At 75.0% G+C, this 24,780-nt stretch carries 20 protein-coding genes; 1 reads left to right on the forward strand and 19 read right to left on the reverse strand.

Features of this window, described 5'->3' with window-relative positions; genetic code table 11:
• Window positions 1–3: 3 nt before the first annotated feature.
• The 6 genes from C229_RS31430 to C229_RS0122325 form a co-directional block, all read right to left on the reverse strand.
• The gene (locus C229_RS31430; protein ID WP_018657330.1) at window positions 4–945 is read right to left on the reverse strand and encodes a phosphatase PAP2 family protein; all 942 of its coding nucleotides are present in this window, start codon (window positions 943–945) and stop codon (window positions 4–6) included.
• A 138-nt stretch (window positions 946–1,083) separates the two neighbouring features.
• The gene (locus tag C229_RS0122300; protein ID WP_018657331.1) at window positions 1,084–2,505 is read right to left on the reverse strand and encodes an RsmB/NOP family class I SAM-dependent RNA methyltransferase; all 1,422 of its coding nucleotides are present in this window, start codon (window positions 2,503–2,505) and stop codon (window positions 1,084–1,086) included.
• Window positions 2,505–3,431: a methionyl-tRNA formyltransferase gene (gene fmt, locus C229_RS0122305; protein WP_018657332.1), complete on the reverse strand. Its 927-nt coding sequence runs from the start codon at window positions 3,429–3,431 to the stop codon at window positions 2,505–2,507. Before fmt ends, C229_RS0122300 begins: the two co-directional genes overlap by 1 nt.
• Window positions 3,431–3,976 carry a peptide deformylase gene (gene def, locus C229_RS0122310; protein ID WP_018657333.1) on the reverse strand — a complete coding sequence of 182 codons (546 nt, stop codon included), beginning with the start codon at window positions 3,974–3,976 and terminating at the stop codon, window positions 3,431–3,433. Before def ends, fmt begins: the two co-directional genes overlap by 1 nt.
• A gap of 45 nt (window positions 3,977–4,021) precedes the next feature.
• A complete protein-coding gene (locus C229_RS0122315; RefSeq protein ID WP_155884976.1) occupies window positions 4,022–5,797 on the reverse strand; it encodes a hypothetical protein in 1,776 nt (591 codons plus the stop codon).
• A gap of 377 nt (window positions 5,798–6,174) precedes the next feature.
• Window positions 6,175–8,235 carry a primosomal protein N' gene (locus C229_RS0122325; RefSeq protein WP_018657335.1) on the reverse strand — a complete coding sequence of 687 codons (2,061 nt, stop codon included), beginning with the start codon at window positions 8,233–8,235 and terminating at the stop codon, window positions 6,175–6,177.
• A gap of 77 nt (window positions 8,236–8,312) precedes the next feature.
• Here C229_RS0122325 and C229_RS0122330 point away from each other — a divergent pair, with 77 nt between their 5' ends.
• Complete coding sequence (locus C229_RS0122330; protein ID WP_018657336.1) at window positions 8,313–9,914, forward strand: hypothetical protein; 1,602 nt, start codon at window positions 8,313–8,315, stop codon at window positions 9,912–9,914.
• A gap of 308 nt (window positions 9,915–10,222) precedes the next feature.
• On the opposite strand, the gene metK is transcribed toward C229_RS0122330, so the two are convergent.
• The 13 genes from metK to pyrR all read right to left on the reverse strand — a co-directional run bounded on the left by metK (window position 10,223) and on the right by pyrR (window position 24,470).
• Window positions 10,223–11,416, reverse strand: coding sequence for a methionine adenosyltransferase (metK, locus tag C229_RS0122335; protein WP_018657337.1), 1,194 nt, complete (start codon window positions 11,414–11,416; stop codon window positions 10,223–10,225).
• 158 nt (window positions 11,417–11,574) lie between these two features.
• Entirely contained in the window at window positions 11,575–12,855 is a 1,281-nt protein-coding gene (gene coaBC / locus C229_RS0122340; protein WP_018657338.1) for a bifunctional phosphopantothenoylcysteine decarboxylase/phosphopantothenate--cysteine ligase CoaBC, read from the reverse strand.
• A 50-nt stretch (window positions 12,856–12,905) separates the two neighbouring features.
• Complete coding sequence (rpoZ, locus tag C229_RS0122345; RefSeq protein WP_018657339.1) at window positions 12,906–13,160, reverse strand: DNA-directed RNA polymerase subunit omega; 255 nt, start codon at window positions 13,158–13,160, stop codon at window positions 12,906–12,908.
• A 25-nt stretch (window positions 13,161–13,185) separates the two neighbouring features.
• Window positions 13,186–13,776 (reverse strand): guanylate kinase, encoded by a 591-nt coding sequence (gene gmk / locus C229_RS0122350; RefSeq protein ID WP_051109056.1) that lies wholly within the window; start codon window positions 13,774–13,776, stop codon window positions 13,186–13,188.
• A 94-nt stretch (window positions 13,777–13,870) separates the two neighbouring features.
• Entirely contained in the window at window positions 13,871–14,197 is a 327-nt protein-coding gene (mihF, locus tag C229_RS0122355; protein WP_018657341.1) for an integration host factor, actinobacterial type, read from the reverse strand.
• Between the two features lie 355 nt (window positions 14,198–14,552).
• Window positions 14,553–15,263, reverse strand: coding sequence for an orotidine-5'-phosphate decarboxylase (pyrF, locus tag C229_RS0122360; protein ID WP_018657342.1), 711 nt, complete (start codon window positions 15,261–15,263; stop codon window positions 14,553–14,555).
• Window positions 15,260–16,288 carry a dihydroorotate dehydrogenase gene (locus tag C229_RS0122365; RefSeq protein ID WP_018657343.1) on the reverse strand — a complete coding sequence of 343 codons (1,029 nt, stop codon included), beginning with the start codon at window positions 16,286–16,288 and terminating at the stop codon, window positions 15,260–15,262. The genes pyrF and C229_RS0122365 overlap by 4 nt, the downstream gene beginning before the upstream one ends.
• Window positions 16,285–17,172 (reverse strand): iron-sulfur cluster-binding protein, encoded by an 888-nt coding sequence (locus C229_RS0122370; RefSeq protein ID WP_018657344.1) that lies wholly within the window; start codon window positions 17,170–17,172, stop codon window positions 16,285–16,287. Before C229_RS0122370 ends, C229_RS0122365 begins: the two co-directional genes overlap by 4 nt.
• Window positions 17,173–17,238: 66 nt before the next feature.
• Window positions 17,239–20,562, reverse strand: a complete 3,324-nt coding sequence (carB, locus tag C229_RS0122375) for a carbamoyl-phosphate synthase large subunit (protein WP_018657345.1) — start codon at window positions 20,560–20,562, stop codon at window positions 17,239–17,241.
• Complete coding sequence (gene carA / locus C229_RS0122380) at window positions 20,562–21,686, reverse strand: glutamine-hydrolyzing carbamoyl-phosphate synthase small subunit (RefSeq protein ID WP_018657346.1); 1,125 nt, start codon at window positions 21,684–21,686, stop codon at window positions 20,562–20,564. The genes carB and carA overlap by 1 nt, the downstream gene beginning before the upstream one ends.
• Entirely contained in the window at window positions 21,683–22,969 is a 1,287-nt protein-coding gene (locus C229_RS0122385; RefSeq protein WP_018657347.1) for a dihydroorotase, read from the reverse strand. Before C229_RS0122385 ends, carA begins: the two co-directional genes overlap by 4 nt.
• Window positions 22,966–23,907 (reverse strand): aspartate carbamoyltransferase catalytic subunit, encoded by a 942-nt coding sequence (locus C229_RS0122390; RefSeq protein WP_018657348.1) that lies wholly within the window; start codon window positions 23,905–23,907, stop codon window positions 22,966–22,968. The genes C229_RS0122385 and C229_RS0122390 overlap by 4 nt, the downstream gene beginning before the upstream one ends.
• On the reverse strand, window positions 23,904–24,470 hold the full coding sequence (pyrR, locus tag C229_RS0122395) for a bifunctional pyr operon transcriptional regulator/uracil phosphoribosyltransferase PyrR (protein WP_018657349.1): 567 nt from the start codon (window positions 24,468–24,470) through the stop codon (window positions 23,904–23,906). The genes C229_RS0122390 and pyrR overlap by 4 nt, the downstream gene beginning before the upstream one ends.
• Between the last annotated feature and the right edge of the window lie 310 nt (window positions 24,471–24,780).

A 24,780-nucleotide genomic window follows, 5' to 3' on the forward strand; every position in this document is an offset into this window, starting at 1 on the left:
AGCCTAGGGCCGGACGGGCTCGCGCTCCTCACCCGGCCGGGTGAGAACGGGGGTGGGACGCCCGGCCAGCCCGAGCCGCACGAACGCCTCGGGCGCCCCGGCCGCGATCCACAGGCCGATGAGGGCCTGCACGACGAACGTCTGGAAGGGCTGCGTGCCGAGGAACAGCCCGACCGTGTAGACGATGAGCGCCCCGGCGCCGCCCACGGGGACGCGCGCGGCGCGCTGCCAGGCCGTCCCGGCGACGGCGAACCGGCCCTGGATCAGCGAGAGGCCCGCGAGGAGGCCGAACAGCGTCCCGGCGGCGGCGGCGCCGTCCTCCAGCGTCACCGGCTCGGCGTTGCCGCCCGCCGCGAGGATCTCGTGCCGCCAGGTGGCGGGCCACATCCAGCCGTCGAGCGTGCGCAGCGCGGCCCACGTCGCCGCGAGGCCGGTGAGGGAGACGGCGAGCGACAGCCCGACCTGGGCGGCCCTGCGCTGCCGCGTCCACCACGGCACGACGTACGGTTCGGCGCGCAGCGCGGCGGCGAGCAGCACGACGCCCACGGCGAGACCCGCGAGGACCTGGCCGGGCGAGTGCGCCCCGAGCTGGACCCGCGACACACCGATCAGCACGACGAGCGGCGCGGCCCCCGCCCAGATCCACCGGCGGCGGCCGAGCGACGCCAGGTAGCCCCAGCCGACCGCCGAGTTCTGCGCGTGCCCGGACGGCATCCCGAACGATTCGAGCGGCTGTCGTCCCGGGATCGAGGGGTCGGTCCAGTAGGGCCGCGGGTCGTGGAACAGCAGCTTCAGCGCACCGTTGACGACCATGCTGCCGCCGAGCAGCAGCGCGCCCCGCGCCCCCGCCCGCGCGCAGACGGACCAGTACACCACCGCCATCACCGGCAGCAGGAACCCCGCCGATCCCACCGCCGAAACGGCGTGCATGAACCCGGTCAGCACGTCCCTCCCCCACGCTCGACCCGCCGGACCCTCCGACGCTAGTCAGCGGGGTGCCCGATCAGCCCCGATCGACACGTAAAGGATGCGCCCGGCCCCGGCACGACCGGGCTCGACAAGATCAGAACACCCGCGCGCGTATCAGGTGCGGCGGCGGAGCATGGCCAGGAACATCGCGTCGGTGCCGTGGCGGTGCGGCCAGAACTGTGCGTAGGGGCCGTCTCCGACGTCGGTGAGGGCCGGGGCGACGGCGCGCAGGACGGCGGGGGCGTCGAGGCGTTCCACGTCGTCGCGGCCCTTCAGCACGTCGTCCACGATGACGCGGGTCTCGGCCAGGTGCGGCGAGCACGTCACGTAGGCGAGGACGCCGCCGGGGCGGACGGCGTCGAGCGCGGCGGTGAGCAGGCCGCGCTGGGTCGGGGCGAGTTCCGCGACCGACGCGGGGCCGCGCCGCCAGCGGGCCTCGGGACGGCGGCGCAGCGCGCCGAGGCCGGTGCAGGGCGCGTCCAGCATGACGCGGTCGAACGCGCCCGGACGCCACGCCGGACGGGTGCCGTCCGCGACGACGACGCCCGTGTCGGGGGTCACGGCGCGGCGGACGAGCCCGGCGCGGTGCGGCTGGAGGTCGGCGCCGAGCAGCCGGCCGCCGCGTTCCGCGACGAGCGCCGCCAGCAGCCCGGCCTTGCCGCCCGGCCCGGCGCACACGTCGAGCCAGCGGGCGTCCGGCCCGTCCAGCGGGGCGGCGACGAGCGCGGCGGCGACGAGCTGGCTGGCCTCGTCCTGGACGGCGGCGCGGCCGTCGCGGACGGCGGGCACGGCCGCCGGGTCGCCCTCGGGCAGCACCGCCGCGTACGGCGAGTACGGCGCGGGCTCGGCGCCCGCCTCGGCCAGCTCCGCGACGGTCGCGCGGCCCGGCCGCGCCACCAGCGTGACGCGGGGCCGCGCGTTGTCGGCCGCGAGCAGGTCGTCGATCTCGTCGCGGGCGGGGCCGAGCGCGTCGCGCAGCGCCGACACGATCCACTTCGGGTGGCTGTAGGCGACCGACAGCCGCGTGGTGGCGTCGGCCGAGGCGGGCGCGACGATCTCCAGCCACGCCGCGAGGTCGCGTCCGGCGACCTTGCGCAGCACCGCGTTGGCGAACTTGGACTGCCCCGGCCCGGCCACCGACCGGGCCAGGTCGACGGCGGTGCCGACGGCGGCGTGCGGCGGGATGCGGGTGGCGAGGATCTGGTGCGCGCCGAGCCGCAGCACGTCCAGCAGCGGCGCGTCGATGCGGCGCAGCTCGCGGTCGCTGCACAGCGCGAGGATCGCGTCGTAGGTGCCGCGTCCGCGCAGCGTCCCGTAGGTCAGCTCGGTGGCGAGCGCGGCGTCGCGGCCGGTCAGGTCGCGGTCGCGCAGCCGCGCGGGCAGCAGCAGGTTGGCGTAGGCGTCGCGGGTGTCGACGGCGCGGATGACGTCGAACGCGGTGCGCCGGACGAGGTCCTGCGGGCGGCCGGTCGAGCGCGGCCCGCCGGGGCGGCGGTTGCGGTCGCCCCGGCCGCGGTGGTCGTTGCGTGCGGCCATCAGGACAGCGCTTCCTTCTCGGCGAGGGTCAGGCCGCGGGCCCAGTCGGCGGCGCGCATCGTCTTCTTCCCCTGCGGCCCGACCTCCCCGAGGACGACGGGGTGGGTGGCGGTGCCGACCAGCACGTCCTTCTTGCCCGCGCGCAGCTCGCCGGGGGCGAGCCGTTCGGCGTCGGGCGCGGGCCGGACGGGCCCGAGCTTGAGCCGCGCCCCCCGGAACTCGGTCCACGCGCCGGGCGCGGGCGTGCAGGCCCGCACGAGCCGGTCCACGCGGTGCGCGGGCGCCGTCCAGTCGACGCGGGCGTCCTCGACGGTGATCTTCGGGGCGAGCGAGACGCCCTCGGCGGACTGCGGACGCGCCTCCAGCACCCCGGCCTCGATGCCGTCCATGGTGTCGGCCAGCAGCCGCGCCCCCGCGACGGCGAGCCGTTCCAGCAGCGTCCCGGCGGTGTCGTCCGGGCCGATCGGCTCGGTGAGGACGCCGAACACGGGCCCGGTGTCCAGGCCCTCCTCGATCTGGAACGTCGCGGCGCCCGTCATGTCGTCGCCGTGCAGGATGGCGTGCTGGACGGGCGCGGCGCCGCGCCACGCGGGCAGCAGCGAGAAGTGCAGGTTCACCCAGCCGCGCGGCGGGACGTCCAGCGCGGGCCGGGGCAGCAGCGCCCCGTAGGCGACGACGGGGCAGCAGTCCGGCTCCAGCGCGCGCAGCGCGTCCAGGAACTCGGGGTCGCGCGCCTTGGCGGGCTTGAGGACGGGAACGCCCGCCTCCGCCGCGACCTGCCCGACCGGGCTCGCGGTGAGACGGCGGCCCCGCCCCGCGGGCGCGTCGGGACGCGTGACGACCCCGACGACGTCGTGCGAGGACGCCAGCAGCGCCCGCAGCGCGGGCACGGCGGGCTCGGGCGTTCCGGCGAAGACGAGACGCACTAGAGGGCCTTCCCGAACGTGCGGTGCGGGGACTGCTTCACGACCGGCGCGGCGTCCCCGGCCCACTCGGCCTCGCGGACGGCCCGCATCGCGGCCTTGCGCTGCTCGGGGTCCATCCGGTCGATGAACAGGATGCCGTCGAGGTGGTCGGTCTCGTGCTGGACGCACCGCGCCAGCAGGTGCGTGCCCTCCACGGTGATCGGCTCGCCGTGCATGTTGAACCCGCGCGCGACGGCGCCGACCGAGCGCGGCGTCGGGAACGTCAGGCCGGGCAGCGACAGGCACCCCTCGTCGCCGGTCTCCTCCTCGTCGGACAGGTCGAGCGAGGGGTTCACGACGTGGCCGAGGACGTCGTCCACGTAGTAGGTGAAGACGCGCAGGCCGACGCCGAGCTGCGGCGCGGCCAGCCCGACGCCCGGCGCGTCGATCATGGTGTCGGTGAGGTCCTTGACGAGGCCCCGCAGCTCCTTGTCGAAATCCCGGACCGGCTCGGCGGGGGTGCGCAGCACCGGGTCGCCGAACAGGCGGATCGTCTTGACGGCCAACGGGGACTCCGATCGGGGTCGTGCTCGGGGTTGCGGGAAGCCAGTCTACGAAGCCGGACGGCGCGACCGCGCCTTGTGGGCCGCGGTGCGGGCCGCCTTGGCGACGGCGCGGTCCGGGGCGTGCGCGCCGAGGGCGGTGAGGACGGCGGCGGTCTCGGGGTGGTCGCAGCGCCACACCGCCTCGGGCAGCGCCGTGCCGAGGGCGGCGAGCGCGTCGCCGGTGGCCTCCGGCCCGGCGATCTCCAGGGTGCCCGCGAGGCCGTCCACGAACGCCCAGTCCTCCTCCTGCGGCGTCAGCGTGAACGCCTCGCGCCCGTGCGCGGTGAGCCACCCGGCGGCGAACGCCTTGACGGCGGGCGTGCCCGCCGCGTCGCGGACGGCGGGTTCGGCGGCGTCCCCGGCGCGCAGCAGGACGGCGCCGCCGACGGCGCGGTCGCCGGGTGAACCGCCGCGCATGACGGCGAGCAGGTCGCGGGCGGCGGCGTCGACGGCGCGGCCCGCGAGCCAGCCGTCGGCCTCGGCGGCGAACGCGTCCTCGGGGTAGCCGGCGAGGCCGGACACCAGATCGGCGGCGGAGACCCCGGCGAGGTCACCGACGGCGGGGGCGTCGTAGCCGTCGGTCAGCAGCAGTTCGCGGACGGCCCAGACGCCCAGCGGCGTCAGCGTGACGGTCGCGCCCGCGCGGGCGACGACGCCCCAGGCGTCCAGGTCGTCGAGTTCGGCGGCGAGCGCGTCGGTGACGGCGCGGCCGAGGGCGCGCGGGTCCGCGACGTCGTAGTCGGCGGTGACGTGGGCCGTGAGCGCGCCCGCCAGGTCGTCGGCGGTGACCGGGGCGGGCTGCTCGTACAGGTGCAGCAGGACGCCGGTCAGCTCGTTCTGCACGAGTTCGATCGCGTCCAGGCCGTCGGCGTCGTCGTGCTCGGGGACGGCGGCGGCCTCGAACACGTCCAGCCACGCGGAGCGGGCGGTCTCGTCGTCGGCGGCGGTGAGGGCGGCCAGGGCCGGGCCGGGCGCGGCGCGGCGGTCCGCGACGGTGATCATCTCGGCGTCCACGGCGGCCCACCACAGCCGGGCCAGTTCCGGCAGGTCGGCCAGGTCCGCGACGGTCGGGGCGCGGCGCGGCGTGGGCAGCGCGACGGCCTCGACGGCCGCGAGGGCGTCGTCGGCGTCGGGTTCGTCGTCGGCGGTGAGGGAGCGTCCGTCCGCCCACTCCGCGAGCGCGGCGACCTGCCGGGTGAGGCCGGACGCGCGGGCGGCGGCGGCCAGCTCCGCGAGCGGCGCGAGCCGGACGGGCGGGACGCGCAGGTCTTCGGCGTCGCGCAGGTAGGCGTCGACGCGCGCGTAGCGCTCCTCCTCGGGCAGCGCCTCGAACGCGGCCATCCAGCGTTCGGCGGCGGCGGTGTCGGCGGCGTCGACGCCGTCGGCGGCCATCAGCCCGGCGATGACCTGGGCGGCGTCGTCGCGTTCGGCCGCCGCCGTCTCGGCCACGGCGTCGGTGAACTCGGGTTCCAGGGCGGTCAGTTCGGCGTCGAGCGCGTCGGCGTGGGCGGCGCCGGTCGCGGCGAGGAACGAGACGAGCGCCCGGACGGTCGCGAGGACGGCGGGCACCTCGTCGGCGTCCGCGACGACCGTCTCGGGGAACACCTCCAGCAGCAGCGCCCGCAGCGCGGCGGCGTCGAGCGCGTCGCGCCCCCGCAGCCCCAGCTCGTCGCGCGCCAGCTCCAGGAGCAACCGAGCCCCCGGCTCGTCCACGCCCGCGTTGTTCTCCCGCGCCCATCGCCCCAGATCAGCGACGGCGACATCCACCCAGTCATCGGCCACCCACCGACCCTAGTGCGCCCCACCCCACCCAAGAGCCAGATCCCACCAGCCGCCCACCCCAGCACGTGATGCACTGACCCGAACGAACCCGAACCGCACACGGCGCCGCCACCGCCCGCACGAGAGCGCCCCGCCCACGCAAGAGCCAGGTCCCACCCAGCCGCCCACCCCGGCACGTGGTGCACCGACCCGAACGAACCCGAACGGCACACGGCGCCGCCACCGCCCGCACGAGAGCACCCCACCCCACGGAAGAGCCAGATCCCGCCCACTCGCTCACCCCGCGCGTGGTGCGCACGGGGGCGGCACCGCCCGCGCGGCGGATCGCCGCGAGGTGTGCCGACACCGAGACCCGGGAGGGCGGCACCGCGGAGCGGTCAGATCATCTCCAGGGGGTCCATCTGGACGCGGACCGTTTCGGTGGCCTTGCGGGTGCTGCGGACGCCCGTCGCGGCGTGCAGGGCGGCGGCGAGGGCGCGGCCCGCCGGGCGCGGGACGCGGATGAGCGCGCGTTCGCGGGTGTCCTCGCCGTCGATGGGGACGGGGCCGAGGACGTCGGCGCCGTCGGGCAGGCGGGCGTCGGCGAGGAGTTCGCGGATGGCGGCCGGGGACGCGGTGAGCGACGCCATCCGGACGGCGGGCGGGAAGCCGACCTCGCGGCGCTCGTCGAGTTCGAGTTCGGCGTAGGTGGCCGCGTCCCAGCGGACGAGCGCCTGCACGGGGCGCAGCGCGCCGTCGGCGGCCACGACCACGGCGCCGCCGGGACGGACCAGCGCGGCGGCGTTCATCCACCGGCGCAGCGCCTCCTCACCTGCGCGCAGGTCGGCGCGGCCGAGCAGGGCGGCGCCGTCCAGCAGCAGCGCGGCGGCGAACCCGCCGTCCGCGACGGGTTCGGCGCCCGGCGTGGACACCACGAGCGCCGCGTCGGCGGGGACCGTGCCGAGCACCGCGTCCCGTCCGGACGTGCGCACCGGCACGCCGGGGAACGCGCGGCCCAGCTCCTCGGCGGTGCGGCGCGCGCCCACCGCGACCGCGCGCACGTGGACGCCGCCGCACTCGGCGCAGCGCCAGTCGCCCGCGATGCGCCCGCACCACCGGCACGCGGGCACGGCGTGCGACGACGTGAGCGACAGCGGCCCCTGGCAGCCGCCGCAGCGCGCGAACTCGCGGCACCGCGCGCACGCCAGCGCGGGCAGGTACCCCCGGCGCGGCACCTGCACCAGCACCGGGCCCTCCTTGAGCGCGGCGCGCGCGGTGCGGAACGCCAGCTCACCGAGCCGGGCGGCGCGGGCCGCCGGGTCGCGGGCCAGCTCGCCCTCCTCCCCGGCGGGCCGGACGCGCGGCATCGCCGCGCGGACCGTCGCCCGGTCGGCGGCCAGCGCGTGCGCCCAGCCGGACGCGACGAGCTGCGCCGCGTCGGTGGTGCGGGTGAAGCCGCCGAACAGCGCGGCGGCCCCGGCGCGGTGCGCGCGCAGCGCCAGCACCTCGCGCGGGTGCGGATAGGGGGCGTGGGGCTCGGCGTGCACGTCGTCGCCGTCGTCCCACAGGGCGACCAGGCCGAGCCCGGCGACGGGCGCGAACATCGCGGCGCGGGTGCCGACGACCGCGCGGGCCGTGCCGCGACGGACGGCGAGCCAGCGCCGGTACCGCTCGGTGGGGCCGAGCCCGGCGGTCAGCGCGACGTGCCGCCCCTCCCCCAGCTCCGCGCGCAGCGCCGCGTCGACGCGGGCGACGTCGCGGCCGTCGGCCATGACGAGCAGCGCGCCGCGCCCGGCCGCGAGCGCCGCCGCGACGGCCCGCGCCAGCGCCGCCGTCCAGTCGGGGCCGGGCAGCGCCGACCACACCGCGCGCGGCGCGCGGCCCTCGGCCAGCGCGGTCAGGAACGACGGCCCGGCCGGATACCGCGCCCACGGGCCGGGATCGTCCGGCGCCTCCGGCGCTTGGACGGCCTCGGGCGGCTCCTCGGCCTCGGCGCGGGCGTGCCGGGGCGGGATCGCCAGGCGCAGCACGTCGGCTAGGGTGCCCGCGTAGCGGTCCGCGACCTCGCGGGCCAGCGCGGCGATCTCCGGGGCGAGGACGGGTTCGGGCGAGGTGACGCGCTCCAGGTACTCCAGGCGGCCGTCGAAGGCGCTCTCCGCGACGCGTTCCAGGACGAAGCCGTCGACGAGCTGGCGGGCGAAGCGGACGCGCACCCGGCATCCGGGCACGGCCTTGTCCGCCAGTTCGGCCGGGACGAGATAGTCGAACGGGCGGTCCAGGTGCGGGAGCGAGACGTCCACGGCGACGCGGGCGACCGGCAGCTCGGCGGCGGGGGTCCGCGCGCCCTTGCGGGGCTTGGCCTTGGCCCGGGATGCCGCTTTCGCCGGTAGGGTTCCCGGGGCCGTGGGGATGTCCCCCAGGCCCGGGATCAGTCCGGTCCCCCCGCCGTCACTCGTCACGCCGTCCGTCCTACCAGACGGCGGGGACGGTTCCGCGCGGCGCGGCGTCCCGTCCGTGCGAAACCCCGGCAGGTCTGGTGACTTCCGAACGTTCCCCGCTCCGCGACGCGCGGACCGTGGCCCTCGCCGCGCTCGTCGCGCTCGCCCTGCACCTGGTGTGGGCGCTGTGGCTGTCGCCGGACGGCCGCGACCTGGCCGCGCAGACGTTCTGGACGCGCTTCGCCGCCGACCGTCCCGGTCACGCGTACACGTTCTCCTGGTACGGCGGGGCGCACCCGGCGTCCTACAGCCTGCTCAGCCCGCACCTGCTCGCCTGGGGCGGCGTCCGGCCCGTCGCCGTGGCGTGCGGGACGCTGTCGGCGGCTCTGCTGGCACTGCTGCTGGTGCGCCTGCGCGCGCCCGCCGCCCTGGCGGCGTCCCTGTGGGGCGCGGTGGCGCTGAGCGGAAACGTCTTCTCGTTCCGCGTGACGTTCGGAATCGGCCTGACGGCGGCACTCGCCGCCCTGTACGCCGCCGTAGCCGTCCGGGGCCGCCGCGCCCGCGTCGCGCTCGTCGCGCTGCTCGGCGTGACCGCGTCCCTGGCCAGCCCGGTAGCGGGCCTCTTCCTCCTGGTCGCGGGCGTCGCCCTCCTGATCACCGGCGACACGGGCGGCCGGTCGCCCGGCCGGGGAACGGGTGCGGCGCTGGTGGTGGGGTTGCCGCTCGTCGCGGGGATGACGAGTCTGCTGTTCCCCGCCGAGGGGGTGCAGCCGATCTCGCTGCGGAGCGTGGTGCTGCCCGCCGCCGCGTGCACGGCCGCCGTGCTGGTCGCCGCGCCCCGGAGCTGGGTCGCCGTGCGCGTCGGGGCGCTGGTGTACCTGCTGGGGATCGGGCTGACGTACGCGGTGCCGTCGCCGGTCGGCAGCAACGTGGAGCGGCTGGCGCTGCTGTTCGGCGGGGCGCTGCTGCTGTCGGCGGTGGCGGCGGCGCGGCGGACGTGGCAGGTCGCCGTGCTCGGCGCGGCGCTGCTGGTGTCGGGCGGCTGGTCGGTCGTCAAGCCGCTGGAGGACCAGATCGACGCGCGCCCGGCGCTCGCGAGCGCGCGCGGGGCGGCCGCGCTGCGCGCCGCGCTCGACCGGCACGGCGCGCGGCTGTCGCGGGTCGAGGTCGTGCCGCTGCGCTCGCACTGGGAGGCGTCCGGACTGGCCCGCGACTACGCGCTCGCGCGCGGCTGGAACCGTCAGCTCGACACCGACCGGCACGCGCTGTTCTACGACGGCCGGCTGACCGCCGCGTCGTACCGGGACTGGCTGCGCCGCTGGGCGGTCGGGTTCGTGGTGCTGCCCGCCCAGCCGCTCGACAAGGCCGGACGCGCCGAGGCCGCGCTGATCGCCCGGGGCCTCCCCTACCTCACCGAGATCCACCGCGACGCCCGCTGGCACCTGTACCGCGTCCGCGACGCCGTCCCGATCGCGTCCGCGCCCGCCCGCGTCACGGCCCAGGACACCGCCGCCCTCACGGTGACCGTCCCCTCCCCCGGCACGACCACGCTCCGCGTCGCCTGGTCCCCCTGGCTGGCGGCCTCCGGCGACGCCTGCCTGACCCGCGACGGCGCGTTCGCCACGCTCCGCACGACGAAACCCGGCCACTACCGCATCACGGCCCCCCTGACCTGGCCTCGCGGCACCCCCTGCCCCTAGCGGCTCCCCCGTTGAGACGGCACCCGGCAAGCCCCGCCGGTGACGACCGGCGCGAGCGCCGAGCGCCACCGCCGCGCGCGGGACGCCGCCCGATCGCGGCGGCACCCCGCCACGCCACCTCCAGGTCGTCCAGGTCCGGATCGGGCGAGACCTCCGAGATCCGCGCCATTCGGGTGCCCGGCGTGCACGGGCTTCGGCGTGGCAGGGCGGGCGGCACGCCCGCCCGTGGCGACCCGAGCGCGGCGTGACCCGCCGACGCGAAACGACCCCGGGCGCCGGAGCGCTCGGGGTCGTTCGAGTGACGCGTGTTACAGACCGGCGGCGGAGGCCAGGGCCTCGGCGCGGTCGGTGGACTCCCAGGAGAAGTCGGGCTCCTGGCGGCCGAAGTGGCCGTAGGCGGCGGTGCGGGAGTAGATCGGGCGGAGCAGGTCCAGGTCGCGGACGATGGCGGCCGGACGGAGGTCGAAGACCGTCAGGACGGCCGCCTGGATCTTCTCCACCGGCAGCTTCTCGGTGCCGAACGTCTCCACGAACACGCCGACCGGGTGGGCCTTGCCGATCGCGTACGCGACCTGCACCTCGGCGCGGTCGGCCAGACCGGCGGCGACGATGTTCTTGGCGACCCAGCGCATCGCGTACGCGGCCGAGCGGTCGACCTTGGACGGGTCCTTGCCGGAGAACGCGCCGCCGCCGTGCCGGGCCATGCCGCCGTAGGTGTCGACGATGATCTTGCGGCCGGTGAGCCCGGCGTCGCCCATCGGGCCGCCGATCTCGAAGATGCCGGTGGGGTTCACCAGCAGCCGGTAGCCGGAGGTGTCCAGGTCGAAGGACGCCAGCACCGGGTCGACCACGTGCTCCTTGATGTCCGGGGTGAGCAGCTCCTTGAGGTCGATGTCGGGAGCGTGCTGCGAGGACACCACGACGGTGTCGAGACGGACGGCGCGGTCGCCGTCGTACTCGATCGTCACCTGGGTCTTGCCGTCGGGACGCAGGTAGGGGACGGTGCCCTCCTTGCGGACGGCGGCGAGCCGCTGCGCGAGCCGGTGCGCGATCGTGATCGGCAGCGGCATCAGCTCGGGCGTCTCGTTGGTCGCGTAGCCGAACATCAGGCCCTGGTCGCCCGCGCCCTGGCGGTCGAGGTCGTCGCCGGCCTCGCCCTCGCGGGACTCGTAGGCGTCGTCGACACCGGCGGCGATGTCGGGCGATTGCGCGCCGATGGACACCGACACGCCGCAGGAGTGCCCGTCGAAGCCCTTCTTGGACGAGTCGTAGCCGATCTCCAGGATCTTCTCCCGGATGACGCCGGGGATGTCCACGTAGGTCTCGGTGGTCACCTCACCGGCGACGTGCACCTGACCCGTGGTGATCATGGTCTCGACGGCGACCCGGCTGCGCGGATCGTCCTTGAGCATCGCGTCCAGGACGGCGTCGCTGATCTGGTCGGCGATCTTGTCCGGGTGCCCCTCGGTGACGGACTCGGAGGTGAACAGGCGGCGAGACACGTACGTGAACTCCTTGCAGCGGCTGCTGACTGACGTCGCAGGGCGGATGGTGTCTGGATGCGGGCGGGGGAACGCCACCCCCGCCTGCGGATCTGCGGTTTCCCGGGAAGTCTATCGGGATGGTGGCCGGACGAGCCTCTTCAAACATGCCGGATTCGTCATGAGCCGCCCCGTTCGGGCAACCGGGCGGTAACCAGGTCCCAGACGGTGTCGGCCAGCGCCTCCTTCGGGCCGCGCGGGACCTCGGTGGAGGACCCGTCGGCGCCGAGGACGACGGCGGCGTTGTCGGGACGCCCGAACGTGAGGTCGGCCCCGACCTGGTTGACGACGAGCAGGTCGCACCCCTTGCGGGCCAGCTTGCGCCGCCCGTTCTCCAGCAGGTCGTCGGTCTCGGCGGCGAACCCGACGACGAGCTGCCCGCCGTGCGGACGGGCGCCGAGTTCGGCGAGGATGTCGGGGTTCTGCACCAGCGCGATCGGCGCGGGCCCCGCCCCGTCCCGCTTCTTGATCTTGGACCCGGCGTAGGCGGCGGGCCGGAAGTCCGCGACGGCGGCGGCCATCACGACGACGTCGGCGGGCCCGTCCCCGGAGTCCTTGCCGGACGCGGCCTCCAGCACGGCGCCGCGCATCTGCTCGGCGGACTCGACCGCGACGACGCGCGCCCCCGCCGGATCGGGCAGCGCCACGTTCGCGGCCACCAGCGTGACGCGGGCGCCCCGCGCCACGGCGGTGCGGGCGAGCGCGTACCCCTGGAGGCCGGACGAGCGGTTGCCCAGGAACCGGACCGGGTCGAGCGCTTCGCGCGTCCCCCCGGCGGACACCACGACGTGGCGCCCGGCGAGGTCGCGCGCGACGCCGCCGCGCGCCAGCACCCGCCGCGCCACCTCGAACAGCTCGGCCGGGTCGGGCAGCCGCCCGGGGCCGGTGTCCCTGCCGGTGAGCCGCCCGGACGCCGGATCGACGACGATCGCGCCCCGGGCGCGCAGCGTCGCGACGTTGGCCTGGGTGGCGGGGTGCTCCCACATCTCGGTGTGCATCGCGGGGGCGAACACGACCGGGCAGCGCGCGGTGAGCAGCGTGTTGGTGAGCAGGTCGTCGGCGAGGCCGTGCGCCGCCCGCGCGAGCAGGTCGGCGGTGGCGGGCGCGACGAACACCAGGTCGGCGGTCTGCCCGATGCGCACGTGCGGCACCTGCGACACCGCGTCCCACACGCCGGTGGCGACGGGTTTCCCCGACAGCGCCGCCCACGTGGGCTCACCGACGAAGCGGAGCGCGTCGGCGGTGGGGACGACCCGGACGTCGTGCCCGGACTCGGTGAGCCGCCGCAGCAGCTCGCAGACCTTGTACGCGGCGATGCCGGCGCCGACGCCGAGCACGACGCGCGGGGCCGCGTTCGGCTCCGAGCCTGCCTCGGACGCCCGCGCGGGACCGGGAGTCATGCGGGTAGCCCCTCCGGCGTTGCCCGGGCGCGCACGGCGCCCGGCGGTTCTCAGCCCTCGACGGGCTCGGCGTTCAGCAGCCCCTCGCGCGTCTCACGGAGCGCGATGGACAGCGGCTTCTCCTGCACCTGGGTCTCGACCAGGGGGCCGACGTACTCCAGCAGGCCCTCGCCGAGCTGGGCGTAGTAGGCGTTGATCTGCCGGGCGCGCTTGGCCGCGATGCTGACGAGCCCGTACTTGGTGTCGACCACTTCGAGAAGCTCGTCGATCGACGGGTTGGTGATGCCTTCGTTGGCGGCTGCCACGCGGTGGCCTTCCCTCGGATCTTGCTTAAGGCTGGACAGCCATCAAGGCTAGCAGCTCGGAGCACACGTCCCGCACGGACGTGTTGACGAGCGTGACGTCGAACTCCTTCTCGGCGGCCAGCTCGACGCGGGCGGCCTCCAGCCGCCGTTCGATGACGTCCGGCGGCTCGGTGCCGCGCCCGGTGAGGCGGCGGACCAGCTCGTCCCAGGACGGCGGCGCGAGGAAGACGAGCTGCGCCTCGGGCATGGTCCGCCGGACCTGGCGGGCGCCCTGGAGGTCGATCTCCAGCAGGACGGGCTCGCCGCGTTCGAGGCGTTCGGCGACGGGCGCGCGGGGGGTGCCGTAGCGGTTGTCCGCGAACTCGGCCCATTCGAGCAGCTCCCCTTCGGCGACGAGCCGGTCGAAACCGGCGTCGTCGACGAAGAAGTACTGCACACCGTGCCGTTCACCCGGGCGCGGGGCCCGGGTGGTCACCGAGACCGACAGCCACACCTGGGGGTGGGCGAGCCGGATCTCGGCGACGACCGTGCTCTTGCCGACGCCTGACGGACCGGAGAGAACCGTCAAACGCCGGGCAAGGGGAGCGTGCGCGCCGGTACCGCCGGGGGCAGCGATGGGTGCCCCGGAGGCGGACGGGATGGTGCCGGTCTCGGGCAGGCCCGTACCGGCCGCGACGGCGGAGCCGTGGCGCCCGTCCTGGGGACGCGGGTCAGCGGGTTGCACCGCCGCCGAACTCCTTCTCCAGGGAGGCACGCTGGTTGGCACCGAGGCCCCGCACGCGGCGGGACTCGGCGATGCCGAGGCGCTCCATGATCTGCTTCGCACGGACCTTGCCCACACCGGGCAGGGATTCCAGGAGGGCCGACACCTTCATCTTGCCGATGGTGTTGTCGGACTGGCCGTCCTTGAGGACCTCGGCGAGCGAGGTACCCCCGTGCTTGAGACGGTTCTTAACCTCGGCCCGCTCCTTGCGAGCCTTGGCAGCCTTCTCCAGGGCTGCGGCGCGCTGTTCGGGGGTCAGGGGCGGAAGAGCCACGCCGGGTCACCTCAGGTTTCCACTCGACGGAGTCGGACGGGACGGGAAACTAGCGAGTTCACGCCCCATAAGGCAACGTGAAAGGCGGTTTGGCCCGCCACAAAATCACGAAAATCACTCCTCGAAGTGTCCTGAATACAGAGTGTACCCAACTCGGGCCTTCCGCGCGGCCATCCCGCCACCTTCCAGGACTTTCGCATGATCGTGAAAAACCGCCCGCCGAGAGCCCTCTCGCGGAACTCGCCACCCGTGTACGGCGTGTCGTGACCGGGCCGTCATGTCAAGGTCCGGACGCCATTATGGAACGTTCCAGAATGGCGTCGCGAACCCCCTGCGCGAGGTCTCGGAGCGATCATCAGGACGCGCCCGCCGCCGTCCGCCGGAGCGCCGCCGCGATGCCCGCCGCCGCCGCGCCCGGGTCCGCCGCGCCGGTGATGGGACGGCCGATCACGAGCAGGTCCGCGCCGGCCTCCAGCGCCGCCTCCGGCGTCGCGACGCGCGCCTGGTCCTGCGTGCCGGTGCCGGGCGGCCGGACGCCCGGTGTGATCAACGTGACGTCCGGGCCGACCTCGGCGCGCACGGCGGCGACCTCGCGCGGCGAGCAGACGAGCGCGCCCGCGCCCGCCTCCACCGCCAGCGCGGCCAGCCGCCGCACCGCCTCCGGCGACCCGCCGGTGAGGCCGACCGCGTCCAGGTCGTCGTCGGACAGCGACGTCAGCACGGTCACCGCCGCGATCGTCGTCTCCGGCGCGGCCTCCGCCGCCGCCCGGATCATCGCCGGGCCGCCCGCCGCGTGCACGGTCAGGAACGCCGGGCGCAGCCGCGCCACGGCGCGCGCGGCGCCCGCGACCGTCGCCGGGATGTCGTGCAGCTTGAGGTCGAGGAAGACCTGTACGCCGCTGGCGCCGCGCACGCTGGCCACCACGTCCGGCCCGTACCGCAGGTACAGCTCCAGGCCGACCTTGACGGTGCTGACGTGCGGGGTGACGAGGGTGGCCCAGCGGGCCGCGACCTCCAGGTCGGGTGCGTCCAGGGCGACGGCGATGGGGGCGGGGGGAACGGTCACGGGGTCGTCTCCTTCGTCTCCGCCGCGCTCGGCTCCGCCCGGTCGGCCGGCCCGGCCGGGGCCGGGACGTGCGGGCTGACCAGCGACGGAACGTATCCGGCGGGTTTGTGCGCGAGGCCGACGACGTCGGCGACGCGGCCGATCCGGCGGGCGGCCAGCGCCTCGTCCAGCTCGCGCTGGATGCGCGGCACGGCGCCCGGGTCGTGGAACAGGGCGGTGCCGACGCCGACGGCCGACGCGCCCGCCAGCAGGAACTCCAGCGCGTCCAGGCCGGAGGCGACGCCGCCGACCCCGACGATCGGCAGTTCGGGCAGCGCGGCGTGCACCTGGTAGACGCAGCGGACGGCGACGGGCCGGATCGCGGGCCCGGACAGGCCGCCGGAGACGCCGCTGAGCGCGGGCCGCAGCGTCGCGGTGTCGACGGACATGCCGTCCAGCGTGTTGATCAGCGTGAGGCCGTCGGCGCCCGCGTCGGCGCACGCCAGCGCGACCGTGGTGATGTCGGTGACGTCGGGCGCGAGCTTGGCCAGCACGGGCACGCCGGGCGCCGTCAGCTCCCGGACGGTCCGCACGACGCGCGCGGACGCCGCCGGATGCCAGGCGAACATGCGGCCCCGGTCCTCGACGTTGGGGCACGCGGTGTTGACCTCGATCCCGGCGACGCCGGGGACGCCGCGCAGCCGCCGGGCCAGTTCCGCGAACTCGGTGGCGCTGTTGCCCGCGATCGACACGATGACGGGCACGTCCTGCTCGGCGAGCCAGGGCAGGTCGCGTTCGAGGAAGCCCTCGATGCCGGGGCCGGGCAGGCCCATGGCGGTGAGCAGCCCGCTGGGCGACTCCGCGACGCGGGGCGTGGGCCGCCCGGCGCGGGGCCGCACCATCACCGACGTGGTGACGAACGCGCCCAGCCGCGACAGCTCGAAGAACTGGGCGGGCTCGCGGCCGGTGCCGCCGCAGCCCGCCGCGTTCAGCACGGGGCTCGCCAGTTCCAGCGGGCCGAGCCGGGTCGCCAGCCGATCGCTCACGCGGAGCCTCCGTCCGGGACGCTGAGGGCGCGCGGGGCGCCGAGCGCGTCGAAGGGGATGGTGCCGACGTCGCCCCAGCGGACGCGGTCGCCGCGCAGCACCGGGCCGTCGGCGCAGGCGCGGACCATGCGGGTGACGCCGTCGTCGCCGTACATGGGCAGCATGCAGGTGAGGCAGGAGCCGATGCCGCAGGCGGCGGTCTGCTGGAGGAACTCCTGCACCGACACCTGCGAGGGCAGCCCGTGGTCGCCCGCGACGCGGGTGACCGAGCGCAGCAGCGTCGTCGGGCCGCAGGCGTAGACGACGTCGGCGCCGGTGGCGGCGATGACGCGGGGCATGGCCTCGGCGACGGTGCCGCGCTCCCCCGTCGAGCCGTCGTCGGTGACGACGGTGGCGCTGTCCCCGATGCGCTGCGCGGTGCGCGAGCCGAACACCTGGCGGCCGGTGGGGCCGCCGAGCAGGAAGTGCACCTGGCAGTCGCGGCGGCGCAGCGTGTCCGCGAGGGCGAACAGCGCGGCGCCGCCCGCGCCGCCGCCGACGAGCAGGCAGTGCACGGGGTCGCGCGGGAGCCGGAACGGGCGGCCGAGCGGACCGGCCAGGTCGAGCCGGTCGCGCGAGCGCAGCCCGGCGAGCCAGGCGGTGCCCGGGTCGGTGTCCTCGAAGACGACCTCGATCGTGCCGCCGTAGTCGGGTTTGACCTCGTAGACGCCGAGGCAGCGGCGCAGCAGCCGGGACGAGTGCGCCCCGCCGACCGCCAGGGCCAGGAACTGGCCCGGCCGGAACCGCTCGGCGACGGCGGGGGCCACCAGCGTCATCGCGTGGTAGTCCTGCACCTGGCGGACCGTCAGGACCGTCGCCGACGTCTGCACCGGTGTGTCGGACACCCGCTCTCCCTCGTCTCGTCGTCTGGCCGGGCGCGGCCGGGGACTCCCCCGGCCGCGCCCGTGCGGCTAGGCGCCGCCGCGCAGGCGGGCGGCGTGCTCCTGGAGGGAGCGGACGCCCACCTGGCCGCCGGCGACGGCCTCGATGCCCTGCACGGCCGCCGCGAGGCCCTGCACGGTCGTGACGCACGGTACGCCGCGCAGCACCGCCGCGGTGCGGATCTCGTAGCCGTCGAGCCGCGGCCCGGACTGGCCGGGGCTGCCGAAGGGAGTATTGACGATGAGGTCCACGTCGCCGTCCAGGACGCGCCGCACGATCGTGGGCTCGCCGTCCGGCCCGGTGCCCGCGCTGTGCTTGCGCACGATCTTGGCACGCACGCCGTTGCGGTGCAGGACCTCCGCGGTCCCCTCCGTGGCAAGAATCTCAAAGCCCAGGTCAGCAAGGCGCTTCACGGGGAAGACCATGTGCCGCTTGTCCCGGTTGGCGACCGAGACGAACACGCGGCCCTTGGTGGGCAGCGAGCCGTAGGCGGCCTGCTGCGACTTGGCGTAGGCGGTGCCGAAGTTCTCGTCGATGCCCATGACCTCGCCGGTCGAGCGCATCTCCGGGCCGAGGACGGTGTCCACGAACGCGCCGTCGCGGGTGCGGAACCGGTCGAACGGGAGCACGGCCTCCTTGACGGCGATCGGCGCGTCCAGCGGGAGCGTGCCGCCGTCGCCGGTCGCGGGCAGCAGCCCTTCGGCGCGCAGCTCGGCGATCGTGGTGCCGAGCATGACGCGGGCGGCGGCCTTGGCGAGCGGCACGGCCGTCGCCTTGGACACGAACGGGACCGTGCGGGACGCGCGCGGGTTGGCCTCCAGCACGTACAGGACGCCCGCGGACAGCGCGTACTGGACGTTCATCAGCCCGCGCACCCCGATGCCCTCGGCCAGCGCCACGGTCGCCTCGCGGATGCGGCGGACGTCGTCGTGGCCGAGGGTGATCGGCGGGAGCGCGCACGCCGAGTCGCCGGAGTGGATGCCGGCCTCCTCGATGTGCTCCATGACGCCGCCGAGGTACAGGTCGGTGCCGTCGTAGAGGGCGTCCACGTCGATCTCGATGGCCTCGTCCAGGAACCGGTCGACCAGGACGGGATGGTCCAGGAGGTCGCCTTGGCGCTGCTGTTCCATGTACGACTCCAGCGTGGCGTCGTCGTACACGATCTCCATGCCGCGCCCGCCGAGGACGTACGACGGCCGCACCAGCACCGGGTAGCCGATCTCGGCGGCGATCTCGCGGGCCTCCTCGTAGGACGTGGCGGTGCCGTGCTTGGGCGCCGGCAGCCCCGCGCGGTGCAGCACCCGCCCGAACGCGCCGCGCTCTTCCGCGAGGTGGATGCTCTCCGGCGAGGTGCCGACGACGGGCACGCCCGCGTCCTTGAGCTTCTGCGCCAGCCCCAGCGGCGTCTGCCCGCCGAGCTGGACGATCACGCCCGCGACCTCGCCGGACTGCTGCTCGGCGTGCACGACCTCCAGCACGTCCTCCAGCGTCAGCGGCTCGAAGTACAGCCGCCCGGAGGTGTCGTAGTCGGTCGAGACGGTCTCGGGGTTGCAGTTGACCATGACGGTCTCGTAGCCCGCCTCGGTCAGCGTGAACGACGCGTGCACGCAGGAGTAGTCGAACTCGACGCCCTGCCCGATGCGGTTCGGCCCCGAGCCGAGGATGATCACCTTGGGCCGGTCGCCGGGCGGGACCTCGGTCTCCTCGTCGTAGGACGAGTACAGGTACGGCGTCTGCGCGGCGAACTCGGCGGCGCAGGTGTCGACCGTCAGGTAGACCGGGCGGACGTCCAGCGCGTGCCGCAGCTCGCGGACGACGTCCTCGCGCAGGTTGCGGATCTCACCGATCTGCGCGTCGGAGAAGCCGTGCCGCTTGGCGCGCAGCAGCTTGTCGCGGGTGAGCGCGTCGGCGGAGACGCGGATGTCGTCCGCGATCTCGTTGAGCGCGGCGATCTGGTCGAGGAACCACGGGTCGATCGAGGTGGCCGCGTACACCTGCTCGATCGTCGCGCCCGCCCACAGGGCGCGCTGCACGTCGCGCAGCCGCCCGTCGTGCGGACGCGACGCCGACTCCAGCAGGGCCTCGACGTCGCCGGGCTCGCCCGCCCAGGAGAACGCCGAGCCCTTCTGCTCCAGCGACCGCAGCGCCTTCTGCAACGCCTCGGTGAGGTTGCGGCCGATGGCCATGGCCTCCCCGACCGACTTCATGTGCGTGGTGAGGCCGCCGTCGGCGCCGGGGAACTTCTCGAACGCGAAGCGCGGCACCTTCACCACGACGTAGTCGAGCGAGGGCTCGAACGACGCCGGGGTCTCGGCGGTGATGTCGTTGGGGATCTCGTCGAGGGTGTAGCCGATGGCGAGCTTGGCGGCGATCTTGGCGATCGGGAAGCCGGTCGCCTTGGACGCCAGCGCCGACGAGCGCGACACGCGCGGGTTCATCTCGATGACGATCATCCGGCCGCTGCCGGGGTCGATCGCGAACTGGATGTTGCAGCCGCCGGTGTCGACGCCGACCTCGCGGATGACCTCGATCGCGACGTCCCGCATGTTCTGGTACTCGCGGTCGGTGAGCGTCATCGCGGGCGCGACGGTGATGGAGTCGCCGGTGTGCACGCCCATCGGGTCGAGGTTCTCGATGGAGCAGATGATGACGACGTTGTCGGCGCGGTCGCGCATCACCTCCAGCTCGTACTCCTTCCAGCCGAGGATCGACTCCTCCAGGAGCACTTCGCTGGTCGGGGACGCGGCCAGGCCCGACCCGGCGATGCGGCGCAGGTCGGTCTCGTCGTGCGCGAAGCCCGACCCGGCGCCGCCCATCGTGAACGACGGGCGGACGACCATCGGGTAGCCCAGTTCGGCGGCGGCGGCCAGGCACTCGTCCATCGTGTGGCAGATGAGCGAGCGCGCCGACTCGGCGTTCAGGCCCTTCTCGCGGGCGACCTTGGCGACGACGCCCTTGAACCGCTCGCGGTTCTCACCGGCCTGGATCGCGTCGACGTCGGCGCCGATCAGCTCGACGTCGTACCGGGCGAGGACGCCGCTCTCGAACAGCGCGATCGCGGTGTTCAGCGCGGTCTGGCCGCCGAGCGTCGGCAGCAGGGCGTCCGGGCGCTCCTTGGCGATGATCTTCTCGACGACCTCGGGGGTGATGGGCTCGACGTAGGTGGCGTCGGCCATCTCGGGGTCGGTCATGATCGTGGCGGGGTTGCTGTTGACGAGGATGACCCGCAGGCCCTCCGCGCGCAGCACCCGGCACGCCTGCGTGCCCGAGTAGTCGAACTCGGCGGCCTGGCCGATGACGATCGGGCCGGAGCCGATCACCAGGACCGAGGAGATGTCCGTACGGCGCGGCATTAGTCCGACCCCTCCATGATCTCGCAGAAACGGGCGAAGAGCCCGGTGGCGTCGTGCGGGCCCGCCGCCGCCTCGGGGTGGTACTGGACGCTGAACGCCGGGCGGTCGAGCAGCCGCAGGCCCTCGACGCAGCCGTCGTTGAGGTTGACGTGGCTGACCTCGGCGCGGCCGTAGGGGGTGTCGAACGGGCCGTCGGCGGGGGCGTCCACGGCGAACCCGTGGTTGTGGGCGGAGACGTCCACCTTGCCGGTCGCGCGGTCCTGGACGGGCTGGTTGAGGCCCCGGTGCCCGAACCGCAGCTTGTAGGTGCCGAGGCCGAGGGCGCGGCCGAAGATCTGGTTGCCGAAGCAGATGCCGAAGAACGGCACGCCCGCGTCCAGCACGCCGCGCAGCGCGGCGACCTGGTCGTCGGCGGCGGCGGGGTCGCCGGGGCCGTTGGAGAAGAACACGCCGTCCGGGCGCAGCGCCAGGATGTCGTCGGCGGTGGCGGTGGCGGGCAGGACGTGCACCTCGCAGCCGCGCTCGGCCATGCGGTGCGGCGTCATGCTCTTGATGCCGAGGTCGACGGCGGCGACCGTGTACTTCTTCTCCCCGATCGCCGGGACGACGTACGGCTCGGCCGTCGTGACGCCGGCGGCGAGGTCGGCGCCCTCCATGCCGGGGCTGGCCAGCACGCGGTCGAGCAGGTCGCGCTCGGCGGCGCGGGCGGCGTCGCCGGAGAAGATCCCGGCGCGCATCGCGCCCTTGTCGCGCAGGTGCCGCGTCAGCGCCCGGGTGCCGGGGATCGCGATGCCGACGACGCCCTGCGCCCGCAGCGCCGACCCGAGCGAGCCGGTGGCCCGCCAGCTCGACGCGACGCGGGCGGGCTCGCGGACGACGTACCCGGCGACGTGGATGCGGGACGACTCGGGGTCGTCGTCGTTGACGCCGGTGTTGCCGATGTGGGGGGCGGTCATCGCGACGATCTGCCGCGCGTACGACGGGTCGGTCAGCGTCTCCTGGTAGCCGGTCATCCCGGTGTTGAAGACCATCTCACCGAACGTCTCGCCCTCGGCGCCGTAGGCGGCGCCGTGGAAGACGCGCCCGTCTTCCAGGACGAGGATCGCGGGGGGAGGCTGGGTCACTGCAACTTTCCTTCCAGGACGGTCGGACGGCCCCGGAGGAAGGTGGCGACGACGCGGCCCGGCAGCGACAGCCCCGCGAACGGGGTGTTGCGGCTCTTGGACGTCATCGCCGCCGGGTCCACGGCGCGGCGCGGCGACGGGTCGTACAGCGTGATGTTGGCGGGCGCGCCCGCCTCGATCGGGCGGCCCTGGCCGGACAGGCGGCCGATCCGCGCGGGCGCGTAGGCCATCCGGTCGGCGACGCCCGCCCAGTCGAGCAGGTCGGTCTCGATCATCGCCTCCTGGACGACGTGCAGCGCCGTCTCCAGGCCGATCATCCCCATCGCCGCGACCGCCCACTCGGTCTCCTTGGCCTCGACCGGGTGCGGGGCGTGGTCGGTGGCGACGCAGTCGATGGTGCCGTCCGCGAGGGCGTGCCGCAGCGCGGTCACGTCGTCGGGGGTGCGCAGCGGCGGGTTGACCTTGAAGATCGGGTCGTAGCTCCCGGCGCGGGTGTCGTTGAGCAGCAGGTGGTGCGGGGTGACCTCGGCGGTGACCTGGATGCCCTTGCTCTTGGCCCAGCGGATGATCTCCACCGACCCGGCCGTGGACACGTGGCACACGTGCAGCCGCGAGCCGACGTGCTCGGTGAGCAGCACGTCCCGGGCGATGATCGCCTCCTCCGCGACGGCGGGCCAGCCGGTCATGCCGAGCGCGGCCGACATCTCGCCCTCGTTCATCTGCGCGCCCTCGGTGAGGCGCGGTTCCTGCGCGTGCTGCGCGACGACGCCGTCGAACGCCTTCACGTACTCCAGCGCGCGGCGCATGATGACGGCGTCGGAGACGCAGTGGCCGTCGTCGGAGAACACCCGGACGCGGGCCGCCGAGTCGGCCATGGCGCCCAGCTCGGCCAGGGTCTCGCCGCGGATGCCGTTGGTGACGGCGCCGACCGGGTGCACGTCGCAGTAGCCCGCCTCGCGGCCCAGCCGCCAGACCTGCTCGACCACACCGGCGGTGTCCGCGACCGGGTCGGTGTTGGCCATCGCGTGCACGGCGGTGAAGCCGCCCATCGCGGCGGCCTTCGTGCCGGACTCGACCGTCTCGGCGTCCTCGCGGCCGGGCTCGCGCAGGTGGGTGTGCAGGTCGACCAGGCCGGGCAGCGCGATCAGCCCGGTGGCGTCGACCACCTCGGCGTCGCCGCCGTCCAGGTTCGCGCCCACGGCGGCGATCACGCCGTCGCGGACGAGGATGCCGGTGGGCTCGCCACCGAGGACGCGGGCGTCGCGGATCAGGTACGCGGTCACGCGGAGACCTCCTTGCCGATGGCGGGCTCGGAGCCTCCGAGCAGCAGGTAGAGCACGGCCATCCGGGCGCTGACGCCGTTGGCGACCTGCTCGACGATGGTGGAACGGACCGAGTCGGCGACCTCGGCGGCGATCTCGACGCCGCGGTTCATCGGCCCGGGGTGCATGACGATGGCGTCGTCGGGCAACCGCGCCATGCGCTCGGCGTCCAGGCCGTAGCGGCGCGAGTACTCGCGGACCGTCGGGAAGTAGGCGGCGTTCATGCGCTCCTGCTGGACGCGGAGCATCATGACGACGTCGCTCTTGGGCAGCACCGCGTCGAGGTCGTAGGAGATCTCGCACGGCCAGGTGCCGATCGCGACCGGGAACAGCGTCGGCGGCGCGACCAGCGTCACCTGCGCGCCCAGCGTCGCCAGCAGCAGCACGTTCGAGCGCGCCACGCGGCTGTGCAGGACGTCCCCGACGATCGTGACGCGGCGGCCCTCCAGGTTGCCCAGGCGGCGGCGCATCGTGAACGCGTCCAGCAGGGCCTGGGTGGGGTGCTCGTGGGTGCCGTCGCCCGCGTTGACCACGCTGCCCCGCACCCACTGCGCGAGGCGGTGCGGGGCGCCGGACGCGCCGTGCCGGATGACGACGCCGTCGGCGCCCATGGCCTCCAGCGTCAGCGCGGTGTCCTTCAGGGACTCGCCCTTGGAGACGCTGGAGCCCTTGGCGGAGAAGTTGATGACGTCGGCCGACAGCCGCTTGGCGGCGGCCTCGAACGAGATGCGGGTGCGGGTGGAGTCCTCGAAGAACAGGTTCACCACCGTGCGGCCCCGCAGGGTGGGAAGCTTCTTCACCGACTGGTCCGCGACGCGGGACAGCTCCTCGGCGGTGTCGAGGATGAGCAGCGCGTCGTCCCGGGACAGGTCGGCGGCCGAGATCAGGTGGCGGTTCACTTGCCCTCCAGCAGAACTGCGTCGCGCTCGTCGTTCTCGTCGAGCAGGACGCGGACCTTCTCGCGCATCGACGTCGGCAGGTTCTTGCCCACGTAGTCGGCGCGGATGGGCAGCTCGCGGTGGCCCCGGTCGACCAGGACGGCGAGCTGCACGGCGCGCGGGCGGCCCAGGTCGTTGAGGGCGTCCAGCGCGGCGCGGACGGTGCGGCCGGAGAACAGCACGTCGTCCACCAGGACGACCACGCGGTCGTCGACTCCGCCGGGCGGCAGCTCGGTGCGGCCGAGCGCGCGGGCGGGCTTCATGCGCAGGTCGTCGCGGTACATCGTCGCGTCGAGGGAGCCCCACGGGAACGCGCGGCCCTCGACCTCGCGCAGCGCGGCGGCGAGGCGTTCGGCGAGGGTGACGCCGCGCGTCTGGATGCCGAGCAGGACGACGTCGGCGCCGCCCTTGGTGCGTTCGAGGATCTCGTGCGCGATGCGCGTCACGGCGCGGCGGATGTCGGGCGCCTCCAGCACGGCCTTGCCGGCGGGATCGCCCGGCGCCGCGCTCTGGGCAGCAGTCACCTCGGAACCTCCTTTCCCGCCTCACGGGACGGGTCTTAAAGGACGCTTGTCGGAGTCACCGTAGCAGCCGGGCCGGGCTGCCCCGTACCCGCCCCCGGCGCCGTTCTGCCTGGTGAGAGCGGTCACACCGGGGCGGGTCCGGCCGTCCGGCGGTAGCGTGGGAGGGGCCGCGCGGGGGTAGTGGCGGGGGTGTGGACCCGCGGGGCGGGGCCGACGAATTCGACCGATTCTTTCCAATCGGCTTGACCTTCCGGCGTCCCCGTTTTACCGTCACTGTCCGTAACCATCACAGGAGACGGGTAGTCGTCTC

This window comes from Actinomadura flavalba DSM 45200, from assembly GCF_000374305.1.
Classification (GTDB): domain Bacteria; phylum Actinomycetota; class Actinomycetes; order Streptosporangiales; family Streptosporangiaceae; genus Spirillospora; species Spirillospora flavalba.

What these genes read in the sequence shown, in the direction of transcription:
- C229_RS0122300 (WP_018657331.1), bottom strand. Translation starts at nt 2,505, where the DNA reads ATGGCCGCACGCAACGACCACCGCGGCCGGGGCGACCGCAACCGCCGC.
- coaBC (WP_018657338.1), bottom strand. Translation starts at nt 12,855, where the DNA reads ATGACTCCCGGTCCCGCGCGGGCGTCCGAGGCAGGCTCGGAGCCGAAC.
- carB (WP_018657345.1), bottom strand. Translation starts at nt 20,562, where the DNA reads ATGCCGCGCCGTACGGACATCTCCTCGGTCCTGGTGATCGGCTCCGGC.